This is a genomic window from Aquibium carbonis (assembly GCF_003970795.1).
GTDB classification, from domain to species: domain Bacteria; phylum Pseudomonadota; class Alphaproteobacteria; order Rhizobiales; family Rhizobiaceae; genus Aquibium; species Aquibium carbonis.
Window position 1 is genome coordinate 57,758 of record NZ_RWKW01000033.1, and the last position, 13,699, is coordinate 71,456.

Below are 13,699 nucleotides of genomic sequence, written 5' to 3' on the forward strand. Positions count from 1 at the left end.
GCGCCAATGTTTCAGGCCGATCAGTCCAGTCCGGTCAACGCGGCAATGAAATCGGCGATGCCGTGGACATCGTCTAACCCGAAGGCGGGCAGGTGGCCGCCGACGACGGGATGGTCGGCCGCGATCGCCACCACATTGGGGATCGAGCCGGCGAGTGGCTTCGTCTCGCGCGCGTCCACTCTCCGCACCTCGATCTTGCTGTGGTTTTCCGTCTTGTAGCCTTCAACTAGGACCAGATCGCAGGGCGAAAGCTTCGCGATCATATCATCCAGCGTCGGTTCGAGGGCGCCGTCGTGTTCGTGCATAAGCGCCCAGCGGCGGCCGGACACGATCGCGACCTCGCCTGCGCCGGCCGCGCGGTGGCGAAAGGTATCGGTACCTTCGCGATCGATGTCGAAATCGTGATGCGCGTGCTTGACCGTCGCGACCCGCTTGCCGCGGCGGCGAAACTCGGCGACGAGCCGCTCGGTAAGCGTCGTCTTGCCGGAGTTCTTCCACCCGGTGATGCCGAAGATGCGGTGCTGCTGCGTGGTCACGTGTCTGCTCTCGCTGGATTGCCGGGCCGGAAGGCGGTTGCGAGCCCCGGTTATCATTGCAAACGACGACCTAAAAGCCCCGTCGGGCGCTCAGCCGGCTCCCGGCTTCCCGTCTCCGTCAAGCGGGCCGGCGACGCGATCGACATGCATGCCGTAGAGCGTGGCGCAGATTGCAAGGACAGACGATCCAACCATGACGGCGAACAGCGGGTAGGGGCCGCTCTCGACGGAGAGCATCGCGCCGGCCAGAACCGACAATACCGCGCCGCCGCCCATCTGGATTGCGCCACCAAGTCCGGATGCCGATCCCGCAAGCTTGGGGCGTACGCTGACGATCCCGGCATAGGCGGTAGGCAATGACATCCCGTTTCCGACACCGACGAGGCCGGTCGGCAGGAAAAGGCTGACGGGGTGGTCGAAGCCGAGGGCGAAAAGGGCGATGCCTAGCATACCGCCGAGCGAAGCGGCGATGTTGCCGGCGATCATCAGTTTGTTGCGGCCAATGCGGGTCGAGAATCGAGCTGTCAGGAAGTTGCCCGCCATGTAGCCGATCGAAACGAGAACGAAGTAGAATCCGTAGGTCGAAGGCCCGATGCCGAGCATTTCACTTGCGACATAGGGACCGCCGCCAAGAAAGGCAAAGAACGCGCCCGCTGTAAAGGCGGCAGTTAATGTGTAGGACCAGAAGCGGCGCGAGGCGATCAGCTCCGGATAAACCTTGAACTGGGCACCAAGACTGGCCATTGGCGTCCGATTGGTTTCATTGAGATCGAGATAGACAACCAGCATGGCGACGAGGCCGTAAACCAGGGTGAGGACGAATGTCGCCCGCCAGCCATAGAACTCGTCGAGCAGGCCTCCGAAGGCCGGTGCCACCATCGGTACCAGCGCCATGCCCATGGTGATGTAGCCGATGCGGCTAGCGGACTTGTCACTGTCGACGGTGTCGCGAACCACGGCCCGCGAGATCACCATGCCGCCGGCGGCGAAGGCCTGAAAAAAGCGCAGGACCAAGAGCATCTCGATGGACTGAACGAAGACCGACATAAGACTGCTGATGACGAAGATTCCCAGGCAGCCAAGCAGGACAGGGCGTCGCCCGTACAGATCGGAAGCCGGTCCGATGAGAAGTTGCAACCCGGCCGTCGCAAACAGGTAGATCGACACCATCAACTGAACCACGGCGTAATCCGTCGACAGATCACGCGCAATGGAAGGGAGAGAGGGAAGGAACACGTTCATGGCGAGAGCGCTTGAAGCGGTCGCGATCACCAGCGTGAGGATATGCGGCGAGCGCGGCCGTAGCGCCCGCGCCGAGGGATCAGCGGATGTGGTCATTGCCGGCTCTCACAATCCGTCCGGCGCCATGCCAGGCGCCGTGCTGCTGGTGACCGGACGCGTACGGCCGACGATCTGTTCTCGGTAGAGCGTGTAGAGTCCCGACGCGATCACGACGAGGGCACCGATCGTCATGGCCATGTCGGGCACATTGCCGAACACCAAATAGCCCAACAGGATAGCCCACAGGAGCGCCGTGTAGCGGAAGGGCGCGACATAGGAGATGTCGCCGACACGCATCGCCATGATGATGAACTGATAGCCGATGACGACGAGCACGGCGGCCAGGAGAAGAAGCAGGACCTCGTTGCCGCCGACCGGCTGCCAGCCGCCATAGGGAACGATCAGCACGCCGCCGGTTGCGGTGACGGCGGCGGCCGTGGCCGTGGTGATGAAGAGCGAGGGGATGGCTTTGCTGACGCGCTTGGTCGCGAGGTCACGAATGACGCAGAAAAACACGCAACCGAGCGCATAAAGCGAGTAGGTGCTGAACCCCTCGAGTCCCGGCCGCACGATAATGAGAACACCTGAAAGGCCGGCCCCGATTGCCAGCCAACGTCGCCAGCCCACCGGCTCCGAGAAAAAAAGCGCTGCACCCATCGTCACCCCTAGCGGCAGGGCCTGCAGAATCGCTGAGACGTTGGCAAGTGGCAGATGGGCAAGCGCAGTGAGGAAGCACAGGGTTGCAAAGACTTCACCGCTCACACGCAGCGCGACCATCCTGTCGAAAACACCCGCCGGCATCCTCAGCGCCCCGCGGTGCCAGGCGATTACACCTACCAAAATGGTGGCGAAGCCGCCTCGGATGAACATGATCTGCGCCATTGTGAGCGAATCGGTCACGGCTTTGGCCAGGGCATCGTTCATGGTGAAGCCGGCCATCGAGATGGCCATGAACAGCGCGCCGCGAAGATTGTGGGAAAGAGCCAAGACGTTTCCGGTTGTTTTCGACCGGATGTAGCACCGAAACGCATCGTGGCAACCTGAAACGACTGGGCCAGTTGCGGCGATGCGCACCTGTTTCCCCACCAGCGTGCAAGATGTCGACATTCCGTTTGGCGAACCGCCCGTCAGCAGGCCAGCCTCGACCCAGTCAGCCGCCAGTCACGCTCATATGACGGGGAACAGAGGGGCGGTTGGTGCGACGGTCGATGACGAAGTCGTGGCCCTTCGGCTTGCGCCCGATCGCCTCGTCGATGGCCTGTGACAAGAGATCATTGCCCTCTGAGGCGCGGAGCGGGGCACGCAGGTCGGCGGCGTCCTCTTGGCCCAGGCACATATAGAGAGTTCCGGTGCATGTGAGCCGGACGCGGTTGCAACTCTCGCAGAAATTGTGCGTCATCGGCGTTATGAAACCGAGACGGCCGCCGGTCTCGGCGACCTGGACATAGCGGGCTGGGCCGCCCGTGCGATAGGGGATATCATTTAGGGTGAACTGTTGCTCCAGCCGTGCGCGGAGGAGGGAAAGGGGCATGTACTGGTCGGTGCGGTCGGCGTCGATCTCGCCCATGGGCATTGTTTCGATAACGGTCAGGTCCATGCCGCGGCCGTTAGCCCAACGCAGCAGATCAGGAATTTCCTCGTCGTTGAAGCCTTTGAGCGCGACAGCGTTGATCTTGATCGCAATGCCTGCCGCCTGGGCGGCTTCTAGGCCTTCCAGAACGCGGGAGAGGTCGCCCCATCGCGTGATCGTGCGGAACTTCCCGGGGTCGAGCGTGTCGATCGAAACATTGATGCGCCTGACGCCGCAATCGGCGAGTTCGGCCGCAAAACGCGAAAGCTGCGAGCCGTTGGTTGTGAGTGTCAATTCCTTCAGCGCGCCGCTGTCGAGATGACGCGAAAGCTGGCGCACGAGATGCATGACGTTCTTACGCACGAGCGGTTCGCCGCCGGTCAGCCGGAGCTTGCGCACGCCTTTTTCGACAAAGGCGGTGCAAAGGCGATCGAGTTCCTCGAGCGACAGGAGGTCCTTCTTGGGCAGGAACGTCATGTCTTCAGCCATGCAATACGTACAGCGGAAGTCGCAGCGATCGGTGACTGAGACACGAAGATATTCGATCGACCTCCCGAACGGGTCGATCATCTCTGCCTCATGCCGGCTGCCGTGAGCGATATCCATGTCGTATTTCCTGTCCGCTCCGTCTCGTCGCGGTGCTTCCCGTCGAATGTCGTGCCCGAGAATGCCATCGTCAAGTCATCGACATGAAACTAGCATTGCTGCTGTAGTCCCGGCAATGCAACGCGACTAGGTTGGGCCTGCTCGAATCTGCCGCAGGACACCGGACCATGACAGCTCCTATCGAATTGCGCGTATCGAAGGATCGCCGCATGCTCTCTGTCGCCTTCGCTGGGCGCGATCCGATAGCGCTCGATGCGGAGTACCTGCGCGTCACCTCGCCTTCGGCCGAGGTGCAGGGGCACTCGCCAGAGCAGCGCGTGACCGTACCTGGCAAGCGTGACGTCACGATCCTGAAGATGGAACCAGTCGGCAACTACGCCGTGCGCATCACATTTGACGACATGCATGACACCGGCATTTTCACTTGGTCCTACCTGCGCCAGCTTGGCGAGGAAAAGACACAGCGATGGGCAGCCTATCTGGCGGAACTGGAGACGAAGGGGCTGACCCGCGACAGATAAGGCATGCACGAAGTTCTTTCCACCCAATTCGCCCTGTTGCGAGGAACGGCGCTGCCGCCAGAGTGCGAGTTCGGTCGACGCGACGCTTTCAAAGCGTCCGCGGCGACGCTTCTGCCTCTTAAGGTTCACCGACGAACATCTACTGGCTCAAGCGAATTGAACTGACAGGGCAGGGGGGCTGACCTATACACCGGCCGTCCTGAGGAGGTTCGGTTGTCCGTCGCCACGTCCACACGCAAAGCTTTCGCGTCGGAATTCTGGCGCGGGACACGGAGGGGCATTCCGGTGATCGTCGCGTCCGCGCCTTTCGGTGTCCTGTTTGGCGCTCTTGCAGTGCAGACTGGATTCACTGTTGGCGAGGCGGTGCTGATGAGCGCCACGGTCTTTGCTGGCGCAAGCCAGATGGTGGGCATCGAATTGTTCGGCAAGTCGATTCCTGCCTGGATGATCGTGCTCTCCGTCTTTGCCGTGAATTTTCGGCACGTGCTCTATTCGGCTGCGTTCGGTCGCAGGACCGCTCATTGGTCTGTGCCTCGGAAGGCATTCGCGTTTTTCTTTCTGGCCGATCCCCAATTCGCTGAAAGCGAGCGCAAGGTCGAAGCCGGGGAGACGATCGGCTTTGTCTGGTACATGGGCCTCGCCCTGCCAATGTATGGACTCTGGGTCCTCAATACTTGGCTGGGGGCGCTGTTCGGACGGTTGATCCCCGATACCCACGCGCTCGGTCTGGACTACCTCTTGCCGATCTACTTTGTCGGAATGCTGATGGGCTTCCGCAAGCGGCCGCTCTGGCTTCCGGTCGTCATCGCCAGTGGCGCAGCCGCCATGGTCGCGCATTCATGGGTTGGATCGCCCTGGCACGTGTCGATCGGGGCTACCGCAGGAATCCTTCTCGCCGCCTTCATGCCGGTGAACGCCGCTGCACGCACAGATGCCGCCTCTAGAAAGGGTATTACGGGAGATCCGACATGAGCGAGATCGCCTGGATCGTGCTGGCCGCAGCACTGATGACCTATCTGACGCGCGCAGGTGGCCATCTCGTACTCTCGAGGTTCAGCAGGATCCATCCGCGTGTGGAGGCCGGACTCAATGCGGTACCTGCGGCGGTATTCACCACCCTGATCGCGCCCGCCGCCATGAACGCGTCGACGGCCGAGGCACTGGCTCTGGTCGCTGCCGCGCTCATCGGCCTTTGGGGCGGCATGTTCCCGGTCTTCCTCGGCGGCGGGCTGGTATTGATCGTCGGCCGCTATCTGCTCGGCTGACTGAGTTCCGGCACAGCATCACCCGTTGGCGACGACGACCCGCGCGAGCAGCCTTTCGGCGCGCCGAAGATGCGGGCGGTCGTACATTTTGCCATCAATGCCAACCACGCCGACATCCCCGGCGTCGGCGAAGGCAGAAATGATCGCGCACGCCTCTGCAATTGCTTCGGACGACGGCGTGAACGCTTCATTGATGATCGGAACCTGCGCCGGGTGGATCGCCATCTTGCCAGTGAACCCATCGCGCTCCGCGTCCAGGCACTCGCGCCGCAACGCTCCCATGTTCCTGAAATCGACGTAGACGGTGTCGATCGCCGCCGTCTCCGCCCTTGCCGCAGCCAGCACGGTCATGGCGCGCGCGAGGCGAAACACGTCCGTAAAATGACCGGCATCGTCGCGTGTAGCCCTTGCCCCGACATCGGCCGACAGGTCCTCTGCGCCCCAGGTGATGCCGGCAAGCCGGGGCAGGGCGCTCGTGTAGCTGCCGGCGGCGAAAAGGCCGGCAGCCGTCTCTGTGATAATCGGAAGAATGCGAATTGCGCCCTCGTCCAGCCCGGCTTCCGCCTCATGCACCCGAAGCTTGGCCGACAGCCGCTCGACATCCGCCCCTCCGGCGGCCTTCGGCAGCATGATTCCTTGAGGCGAAACCTTCACGAAGGCTGCCAGGTCTTCGTCGATCAGCCCGGTCGAAAAGTCGTTGACGCGCACATAGAGCTTGGGACTGGCATGGCCCGCACGGGCCGACAGGAACTCAGCGGCCATAGATCGAGCCGTGGCCTTGCGGGCCGGCGCAACGGAGTCTTCCAGGTCGATGATCAACACGTCGGCGCCGGAGCCGAGGCCCTTCTCCAGTTTCCGCTCCGAATCGCCGGGCACGAACAGCAGCGAGCGCATCAGGTCGGCCTTTTCAGCATCATCGCCTGACGAATGCAGCGGGCGACGAGCACGCCATGCTGATTGTAAGCACGGTGCTCGACCTCGGCCACCCCGCGGTCGGGCTTCGACTTCGATTCGCGCACGGAGATCACCTCCGTCTCGGCCCGCACGGTGTCGCCGTGGAAGAGCGGATGCGGGAACGTCGTGTCGGTCATGCCGAGATTGCCGACGGTGGTGCCGAGCGTGGTGTCGTGCACCGAGATGCCGATCATCAGCCCGAGCGTGAACAGCGAGTTGACCAGCGGCTTGCCCCATTCGCTCTTCGCGGCGAAATCGAAGTCGATGTGCAGCGGCTGCGGATTGAGCGTCATGACCGAAAACAGCATGTTGTCGCTTTCGGTGACCGTCTTGGTCAGCGCGTGCCGGATCACCATCCCCGGCTGGAAGTCCTCGAGATAAAGCCCGGCCACGATGTCCTCCCGACTGCGATCCGCCCTCCGGACCAGCCCGTTGATAGAAGCGCCGGCGCGGCGCCGCAAGCCGGCAGTGTGGTTAGCGACCGGCTAACGGACATGGTGAACCGTTCGTAAACCACTTGCCGCTAGGGTCCGTCACAGCAAAGCGTGCGGGGCGTCATGATCGTAGAGCACTTCATCCGATGGGTCGCGACGGCAAGGGTGGCGGAGCGGGCCGCGGCCGCAAATGCGCTCGCCCGCGCCTACATCGTCTCGGACATGGATTTCGAGGACCGCTGCGCCGCAGAGGCGGCGCTGACCATGCTGCTCGACGATCCGTCGCCCAAGGTGCGGCTGGCGATGGCCGAGCCCTTCTCGCTCTCGGCCCGCGCGCCGCAGCAGATCGTGGCCGCGCTTGCCGCCGACCAGCCGGAGGTCGCCGCACCGATTCTGGCGCTGTCGCCGCTGCTCGCCGACCATGACCTGATCGAGCACATGGCGGCCGGCGAGGATGATGCGCAGGTGCTGATCGCGACGCGGGCACGTGTTTCGATGGGGCTTTCGGCCGCCATCGCCGAAGTGGCCTGCGTGCCGGCCTGCGCCGCGCTGCTGGGCAATTCGGGCGCCGACATCGCCACGATCAGCCTGCGTCGCATGGCCGAACGGCTCGGTCATGAGGCCGACATGCGCGAAGCCCTGATCGCCGACCGGCGCCTGCCCTGCGACATCCGCCACATGCTGCTGCACAAGGTCGGCGAGGCCTTGCGCCAATCGCCGCTGGTGCGGGCGCTGATGAGCCAGTCGCGCGCCGACCGGATGCTGCGCGAAGCCTGCATGAAGGCGTCGCTGACGCTGATCGAACACACCGGCGTGGACGAGCATGCCGCTCTGGTGGAGCATCTGCGCCTGCGCGGCGAACTGACGACCGGCTTTCTGGTGCGCGTCGTGGCTCATGGCCGGATCGACTTCTTCGGGGCGGTGCTGGTGGCGCTGTCGGGGCTGGAACAGAGCAGGGTCCGCGCGCTGCTGGCGTCAGGCCGCGACGTTGCCCTGACGGCGCTGTTCCGGTCCGCCCGCATCCCGCAGGCTGCCGGCCGCGTGATCCTGCGGGCGCTGCTGATCTGGCGCGACGTCGCCAATGGCCGCCGCGTGGCGGGCACGCAGGAAGTGACCTTCCTGATGCTGCGCGACCTCGACGAGGCGGTGAGAGCGGGCGCTGCGACCGACGAGAAGGGCGAACTGTCGGCACTCCTGAAGGTGATCCATCTCGAAGCCCTGCGGGACAATGCCCGTGGCCATGCCCTGGCGATCCAGGCGGCCTGACAACGCAGCGCTTCGCAACGTGCGTCGCTCACAGAGCGATTGATTCCGTCGTGCGTCGCTCACAGAGCGCCGATCGACGAAACCTTCGATCTCGTGCCGCACCGCAATGTCCGGATGAACCGGATTGTGCGCGACGCCCTCCCGACGCGACAGGCTCCTATCGACGCGTCTCGCCGGAGACCGGATCGACGTCGATCTTCACCTTGCCGCCGTCGGCGCGATAATATTCGATCTCCCAATAGCCGTCGCTGTCCCACTCCACCTCGTCGAAATAGGCGACGTCGCCGCTCGCCTCGATCGTGGCCAGGATTTCCGACAGCGGCCTAGCGTCCCGCGGAGGCTGGGCGAAGGCGGCTGCGGTGAAGCCGGCGGTGGCGGCGAGGGCGATCAGCATCTGGCGCATGAAGGATCCTTCTTTCACGATGGGGCTGACGCCCAACGTCGCCCCTGCGCGCCGGTTCCATCGACGAAACCGATCGGGCGTCAGTCTCCGGCGGTCTGGTCCGCGAAGGCAAGGATGTCCTCGACGAGGGCGGACGACCAGAGGTCGTTGTGGCCATACCCCGCATAGAGCCGAAACGTTTTTGGCTCCGGCGCGCGTTCGAAAAGCGCCTCGCCGAAACGGACGGGGATCACGCCGTCGCGATCGCCGTGGATGAAGAGCTTGGGTTGCACCGCCTTGGCGATCCTAAGATCGGAGCGGAACGGATCGCGGATCAGCGGGCCGACCGGGAGGAACGGATAGAAGGATCGCGCGAGCGCCAGCGCGGAATCGAAGGCGGAAACGAGGATCACGCCGCGCGCGGGCCGTTCGGCCGCGACATGAACCGCGACCGCACTGCCGAGCGACTGGCCGAGCAGCACCACCCGAACCTGGCCGGACGCCGCCAGCCAGTCATATGCCGCCAGTCCGTCGACGAGGAGGCCGGCTTCGCCCGGTCGGCCCGTCGATCCGCCATAACCGCGATAGGAAAGCGCGAGCAGTCCGACGCCGCGCCGGGCGAGGGCGTCGGACAGGAAACGGTAGTGGTCGACGTTGTCGGCGTTGCCGAGGAAGAACAGGACGGTCGGCCGGTCGTCCTCCGCTGGGGAATGCAGCGCGTGCAGCGTCTCCCCGTCGGGCGTGTCGATGAGGACCGATCGGCCCCAGGCCGGCGCGGCCGGCGGCGCGCCCTTGCCCAGTGCAGCGCCGGGAAAGAGCAGGCTGCGCTGCGAGGTGTACATGACGGCGACGAGGATGGCGTAGCAGGCCGCGGCAATCAGCAGGATGGTCAGCAACGACTTGCCGATGCCGGAGGGCAAACCGACCTCCTTCAGATGTCCAGTTCTTCCGTGTGCGCGAACTCCGCGCGGTCCTGGATGAAGCGGAAGCGGGCCTCGGGCTTGGTGCCCATCAGCGCATCGACCATCGACTTGGTGGCGGCAGCGTCGTCGATCACCTCGACGCGAAGCAGCGTTCGCTTCTTCTTGTCCATGGTGGTTTCCTTCAATTGCGCGGCCATCATCTCGCCAAGGCCCTTGAAGCGGCCGATCTCGACCTTGCCCTTGCCGGTGAAGAAGCTGCGCAGCAATTCGTCCTTGTGGGCGTCGTCGCGCGCATAGGCGACCTTGCCGCCCTGGCTGAGGCGGTAGAGCGGCGGCACGGCGAGATACAGATGTCCGCCCCGGATCAGGTCCGGCATTTCCTGGTAGAAGAAGGTGATCAGCAACGAGGCGATGTGCGCGCCGTCGACGTCGGCGTCGGTCATGATGATCACGCGGTCGTAGCGCAGGTCGTCGTCGCGGTAGCGCGAGCGGGTGCCGCAGCCGAGCGCCTGGACGAGGTCCGAGATCTGCTGGTTGGCATTGAGCTTGTCGGAACCGGCGGAAGCGACGTTGAGAATCTTGCCGCGCAGCGGCAGCACGGCCTGGCTGGCGCGGTCGCGTGCCTGCTTGGCCGAGCCGCCGGCCGAGTCGCCCTCGACGATGAAGATTTCCGCACCGGCCGCCGCGTTCTGCGAACAGTCGGCGAGCTTGCCCGGCAGGCGCAGCTTGCGCACCGCGCTCTTGCGCGAGACTTCCTTTTCCTGGCGGCGGCGAACGCGATCGTCGGCGCGTGCGATCACCCATTCGAGCAGCTTGGAGGCTTCCTGCGGATTGGCGGCGAGCCAATGGTCGAAGGGATCGCGGATCGCGTTCTCGACGATGCGCTGCGCCTCGATGGTGGCGAGACGGTCCTTGGTCTGGCCGACGAATTCGGGCTCGCGGATGAAGACCGACAGCATGCCGGCGGCCGAGATCATCACGTCTTCCGACGTGATGATGGCGCCGCGCTTGTTGTTGGCGAGTTCGGCATAGGCGCGAAGGCCGCGCGTCAGCACGCCGCGGAAGCCCGCCTCGTGCGTGCCGCCCTCGGGCGTCGGGATGGTGTTGCAGTAGGAATTGACGAAGCCGTCGCCGCCGAACCAGGTGACCGCCCACTCCAATGCGCCATGGCCGCCGGTCTTTTCGGTCTTGCCGGCGAAGATTTCACGCGTGACCTGGAAATCGTCGCCGAGCGAAGCCTGCAGATAGTCCTTCAGGCCGCCGGGGAAGTGGAACACCGCCTTGTCGGGCGTCGGATCCTTGGCGGGGATGAGCTCCGGCGCGCAGGACCAGCGGATCTCGACGCCGCCGAAGAGATAGGCCTTCGACCGGGCCATGCGGTAGAGCCGCGCGGGCTCGAACCTGGCGCCCTCGCCGAAAATCTGCTCGTCGGCATGGAAGCGTACGCGCGTCCCGCGCCGGTTCTGCACGTCGCCGAGGAATTCGAGGCCGTCCTGCGGCACGCCGCGGGAAAAACGCTGGCGGTAGAGCTTTCGCCCGCGCGCGACCTCGACCTCGAGATCGTCCGACAGCGCATTGACGACCGACACGCCGACGCCGTGCAGGCCGCCCGAGGTCTCGTAGACCTTGGAGTCGAACTTGCCGCCCGAATGCAGCGTGGTCATGATGACCTCGAGCGCGGACTTGTCCTTGAACTTCGGATGCGCGTCGACGGGAATGCCGCGACCATTGTCGGTGACGGTGATGTAGCCGTCGACGCCGAGTTCCACGTCGATGAAGGTGGCATGGCCGGCCACCGCCTCGTCCATGGCGTTGTCGATCACCTCGGCGAAGAGGTGATGCATCGCCTTGTCGTCGGTGCCGCCGATATACATGCCCGGACGGCGCCGGACGGGCTCGAGCCCCTCCAGCACCTCGATGTCGGCGGCGCTGTAATTGTCGCTCGCATCCTTCGGCGCCGTCGTCTGCTGGCGCGCGGCGGTCGTCCGCGGCGCGGTCGATCGGCGTTCGATGGCCATCTTGTCCTGCGGCTGCGCCCGATCGAGCGCGGCGAAGAGGTCTGTGCTGTCGTCCATGCTGTGCAGATATCCGGTCAGCGAATCACATACAAGACTGCCACGAACCAGGCCGCCGAGGATATCGGTTCCCGTTCCGTTCCTCTTCTTGTCCCCGACAATTCATGTCATTGTGTCGACAATCCGCCAACCGGTCCCGCCCCAAGGGGTGTCATCGGGGCTCGAGAAGGTCGACCGGCCCATGCTTGTCGGCCGCGCCCCCGTCGGCTAAGCAGGCCTGTGGGACGAGAACATGAGGTTTGATGAGCGATGACGCCATCGCGACTAGCCGCACTTGGCGCCTGTTTCCTGGCTGCGACCGCCCTGTCGGGCTGTTCGACATCCGGGGTGAGCGCCAGTGATCTCCTGACGCTGGCGCCGGTGCAGGCGCCACCGCAGGCGGCAGACGTCCCGGAGGAGCCTTCGGCGGACCCTGCGCCGGAAGCCACGCTCGCCTCCGTGGCGACCGATGCCGCGCGGGTGGTGAGCGATGCGGCCAGGGCCGCGACCGACGCGGTGAAAAGCGCGGCCGATGCGCCCGAAGCCGTGGCTGAAGCCCCCGCAGAGGCCGAAGGGGAGACGGCGGCAACGGCCTTCGTCGCCATCAAGCCGAGCAAGCCCGCGGCCGAGATTGCATTGGCGCCTTCCGGCGACCAGCCGTCGGACCAGCGCGCGAAGCTCGACCGTCTGATTTCCCACTATGCCGACGTCTATGACGTGCCGCAGGACCTGGTGCACCGGGTGGTGCGGCGGGAGAGCAACTACCGGCCCACCGCCCACAGCCGGGGCAACTGGGGTCTCATGCAGATCCGCCACGCCACGGCGAAGGGCATGGGCTATGAAGGCGAGCCCGAGGGGCTGCTCGACGCCGAGACGAACCTGCGATTTGCGGTGCGCTATTTGCGCGGCGCCTACATGGTGGCCGGCGGCGACAAGGACCATGCGATCCGGCTCTACCAGCGCGGCTATTACTACGACGCCAAACGGGCCGGCCTGCTGACCGAGACCGGTCTTGGCCGCGACACCGTGCGCAAGCGCCGGCCGGGCTGAGGGCCGCCCTGTCCGTCACGCGACGCGGCTGAGCTCCGAGTGACGTTTCAGAACGCGCGCGCCGTCGTCCTGCTCGATCATGTAGGCCGGCTCCGCTGGCGAGGCATGCCGCGTCACCTGCGTGCCCTCGATGGTGCGGGTGACGTCCTGTTCGAAGATGGTGGTGACGTGGCCATTGGCCGTGTGGGCACCCCAGCGCCATGAGACGCGGGTGCCTTTTTCGTATCGGTTCATGTTGGCTCCTGCCGATTTCCAGCAACAAGTTTCCAAAAACCGGAACGTTCCCGCGCCGTCGGTGACGTCACGTCTCGTCGTCGTGCAGGATCCGTTCGGCGGCGCCGTCCATGTCCTCGTACTGGCCGCTGCGGATGCTCCAAAGGAAGCCGGCGAGACCGAGCCCGCCGAGGAAGAGCGCGATGGGGATGAGATAGGACAGGCTGGTCATGCGGGTCTCGCGGAAAGCGGGGCTTCGACGGCCGCGCCCCGGCCGGCGCGAAGGGCAGGGCGCGACGATCCGCCGTTCAACCGCATCGCGTTGGCGATGACGAGGATGGAGGATGCCGACATCGCGATCGCCGCCACCAGCGGCGTGACATGGCCGAGAATGGCGATCGGCACCGCGATTGCGTTGTAGATCACCGCGAGCCACAGGTTCTGGCGGATGAGGACGCCAGCGCGGCGCGACATGGTCAAGGCGTGGGGCACCGAGCCGAGGCTGTCGCGCAGGAAGACGAAGTCGGCGGCGTTGCGGCCGACGTCGGCCGCCGTCGACGGCGCCATGGAGACATGCGCGGCCGCCAGCGCGGGCGAATCGTTGAGGCCGTCGCCGACCATGAGAACCTTGCGGGCTTCGGCCG

General features: G+C 64.9%; 16 protein-coding genes and 1 pseudogene. 5 read left to right on the forward strand and 12 right to left on the reverse strand.

Annotated features, from left to right (window positions below):
• Positions 1-20: 20 nt before the first annotated feature.
• From mobB to moaA, 4 genes are all read right to left on the reverse strand, one after another.
• The gene (gene mobB / locus EJC49_RS09485; RefSeq protein ID WP_245453331.1) at positions 21-536 is read right to left on the reverse strand and encodes a molybdopterin-guanine dinucleotide biosynthesis protein B; all 516 of its coding nucleotides are present in this window, start codon (positions 534-536) and stop codon (positions 21-23) included.
• Positions 537-626: 90 nt separating this feature from the next.
• Positions 627-1,874 carry a multidrug effflux MFS transporter gene (locus tag EJC49_RS09490; RefSeq protein ID WP_126699630.1) on the reverse strand — a complete coding sequence of 416 codons (1,248 nt, stop codon included), beginning with the start codon at positions 1,872-1,874 and terminating at the stop codon, positions 627-629.
• A gap of 9 nt (positions 1,875-1,883) precedes the next feature.
• Positions 1,884-2,804, reverse strand: a complete 921-nt coding sequence (locus EJC49_RS09495) for a DMT family transporter (protein WP_126699632.1) — start codon at positions 2,802-2,804, stop codon at positions 1,884-1,886.
• Between the two features lie 163 nt (positions 2,805-2,967).
• Complete coding sequence (gene moaA / locus EJC49_RS09500) at positions 2,968-3,993, reverse strand: GTP 3',8-cyclase MoaA (protein WP_126699634.1); 1,026 nt, start codon at positions 3,991-3,993, stop codon at positions 2,968-2,970.
• Between the two features lie 167 nt (positions 3,994-4,160).
• Here moaA and EJC49_RS09505 point away from each other — a divergent pair, with 167 nt between their 5' ends.
• The 3 genes from EJC49_RS09505 (at position 4,161) to EJC49_RS09515 (ending at position 5,779) form a co-directional block, all read left to right on the forward strand.
• On the forward strand, positions 4,161-4,514 hold the full coding sequence (locus tag EJC49_RS09505; RefSeq protein ID WP_126699636.1) for a gamma-butyrobetaine hydroxylase family protein: 354 nt from the start codon (positions 4,161-4,163) through the stop codon (positions 4,512-4,514).
• 213 nt (positions 4,515-4,727) lie between these two features.
• Positions 4,728-5,486 carry an AzlC family ABC transporter permease gene (locus EJC49_RS09510; protein ID WP_126699638.1) on the forward strand — a complete coding sequence of 253 codons (759 nt, stop codon included), beginning with the start codon at positions 4,728-4,730 and terminating at the stop codon, positions 5,484-5,486.
• Positions 5,483-5,779: an AzlD family protein gene (locus EJC49_RS09515; protein WP_126699640.1), complete on the forward strand. Its 297-nt coding sequence runs from the start codon at positions 5,483-5,485 to the stop codon at positions 5,777-5,779. The genes EJC49_RS09510 and EJC49_RS09515 overlap by 4 nt, the downstream gene beginning before the upstream one ends.
• An 18-nt stretch (positions 5,780-5,797) precedes the next feature.
• Here EJC49_RS09515 and EJC49_RS09520 read toward each other — a convergent pair whose 3' ends face one another.
• Together EJC49_RS09520 and EJC49_RS09525 are read right to left on the reverse strand one after the other, a co-directional pair.
• Positions 5,798-6,673: an HpcH/HpaI aldolase/citrate lyase family protein gene (locus EJC49_RS09520; RefSeq protein WP_126699642.1), complete on the reverse strand. Its 876-nt coding sequence runs from the start codon at positions 6,671-6,673 to the stop codon at positions 5,798-5,800.
• Positions 6,673-7,125 (reverse strand): MaoC family dehydratase, encoded by a 453-nt coding sequence (locus EJC49_RS09525; protein ID WP_126699644.1) that lies wholly within the window; start codon positions 7,123-7,125, stop codon positions 6,673-6,675. The genes EJC49_RS09520 and EJC49_RS09525 overlap by 1 nt, the downstream gene beginning before the upstream one ends.
• A gap of 165 nt (positions 7,126-7,290) precedes the next feature.
• Between EJC49_RS09525 and EJC49_RS09530 the strand changes: the two genes are divergently transcribed.
• Positions 7,291-8,433 carry a DUF2336 domain-containing protein gene (locus EJC49_RS09530; protein ID WP_126699646.1) on the forward strand — a complete coding sequence of 381 codons (1,143 nt, stop codon included), beginning with the start codon at positions 7,291-7,293 and terminating at the stop codon, positions 8,431-8,433.
• A gap of 157 nt (positions 8,434-8,590) precedes the next feature.
• Here EJC49_RS09530 and EJC49_RS09535 read toward each other — a convergent pair whose 3' ends face one another.
• The 3 genes from EJC49_RS09535 to parE form a co-directional block, all read right to left on the reverse strand.
• Positions 8,591-8,836, reverse strand: coding sequence for a PepSY domain-containing protein (locus EJC49_RS09535; RefSeq protein WP_126699648.1), 246 nt, complete (start codon positions 8,834-8,836; stop codon positions 8,591-8,593).
• Positions 8,837-8,916: 80 nt separating this feature from the next.
• The gene (locus tag EJC49_RS09540) at positions 8,917-9,657 is read right to left on the reverse strand and encodes an alpha/beta hydrolase (protein WP_126699665.1); all 741 of its coding nucleotides are present in this window, start codon (positions 9,655-9,657) and stop codon (positions 8,917-8,919) included.
• 89 nt (positions 9,658-9,746) lie between these two features.
• Positions 9,747-11,813, reverse strand: a complete 2,067-nt coding sequence (gene parE / locus EJC49_RS09545; protein WP_126699651.1) for a DNA topoisomerase IV subunit B — start codon at positions 11,811-11,813, stop codon at positions 9,747-9,749.
• A 327-nt stretch (positions 11,814-12,140) separates the two neighbouring features.
• Here parE and EJC49_RS09550 point away from each other — a divergent pair, with 327 nt between their 5' ends.
• The gene (locus EJC49_RS09550; RefSeq protein WP_245453334.1) at positions 12,141-12,842 is read left to right on the forward strand and encodes a lytic transglycosylase domain-containing protein; all 702 of its coding nucleotides are present in this window, start codon (positions 12,141-12,143) and stop codon (positions 12,840-12,842) included.
• A gap of 15 nt (positions 12,843-12,857) precedes the next feature.
• On the opposite strand, the gene EJC49_RS09555 is transcribed toward EJC49_RS09550, so the two are convergent.
• The 3 genes and pseudogenes from EJC49_RS09555 to EJC49_RS09565 all read right to left on the reverse strand — a co-directional run.
• Positions 12,858-13,076, reverse strand: a complete 219-nt coding sequence (locus EJC49_RS09555) for a hypervirulence associated TUDOR domain-containing protein (protein WP_126699653.1) — start codon at positions 13,074-13,076, stop codon at positions 12,858-12,860.
• Positions 13,077-13,143: 67 nt separating this feature from the next.
• Complete coding sequence (ccoS, locus tag EJC49_RS09560; RefSeq protein ID WP_126699655.1) at positions 13,144-13,287, reverse strand: cbb3-type cytochrome oxidase assembly protein CcoS; 144 nt, start codon at positions 13,285-13,287, stop codon at positions 13,144-13,146.
• Positions 13,284-13,699: pseudogene (locus EJC49_RS09565) on the reverse strand (nitrogen fixation protein FixI); the annotation flags it as partial. The pseudogene EJC49_RS09565 and the gene ccoS, both read right to left, overlap by 4 nt.

What these genes read in the sequence shown, in the direction of transcription:
- EJC49_RS09490 (WP_126699630.1), bottom strand. Translation starts at nt 1,874, where the DNA reads ATGACCACATCCGCTGATCCCTCGGCGCGGGCGCTACGGCCGCGCTCG.
- moaA (WP_126699634.1), bottom strand. Translation starts at nt 3,993, where the DNA reads ATGGATATCGCTCACGGCAGCCGGCATGAGGCAGAGATGATCGACCCG.
- EJC49_RS09505 (WP_126699636.1), top strand. Translation starts at nt 4,161, where the DNA reads ATGACAGCTCCTATCGAATTGCGCGTATCGAAGGATCGCCGCATGCTC.
- EJC49_RS09515 (WP_126699640.1), top strand. Translation starts at nt 5,483, where the DNA reads ATGAGCGAGATCGCCTGGATCGTGCTGGCCGCAGCACTGATGACCTAT.
- EJC49_RS09520 (WP_126699642.1), bottom strand. Translation starts at nt 6,673, where the DNA reads ATGCGCTCGCTGCTGTTCGTGCCCGGCGATTCGGAGCGGAAACTGGAG.
- EJC49_RS09530 (WP_126699646.1), top strand. Translation starts at nt 7,291, where the DNA reads ATGATCGTAGAGCACTTCATCCGATGGGTCGCGACGGCAAGGGTGGCG.
- EJC49_RS09535 (WP_126699648.1), bottom strand. Translation starts at nt 8,836, where the DNA reads ATGCGCCAGATGCTGATCGCCCTCGCCGCCACCGCCGGCTTCACCGCA.
- EJC49_RS09540 (WP_126699665.1), bottom strand. Translation starts at nt 9,657, where the DNA reads ATGTACACCTCGCAGCGCAGCCTGCTCTTTCCCGGCGCTGCACTGGGC.
- parE (WP_126699651.1), bottom strand. Translation starts at nt 11,813, where the DNA reads ATGGACGACAGCACAGACCTCTTCGCCGCGCTCGATCGGGCGCAGCCG.
- EJC49_RS09555 (WP_126699653.1), bottom strand. Translation starts at nt 13,076, where the DNA reads ATGAACCGATACGAAAAAGGCACCCGCGTCTCATGGCGCTGGGGTGCC.
- ccoS (WP_126699655.1), bottom strand. Translation starts at nt 13,287, where the DNA reads ATGACCAGCCTGTCCTATCTCATCCCCATCGCGCTCTTCCTCGGCGGG.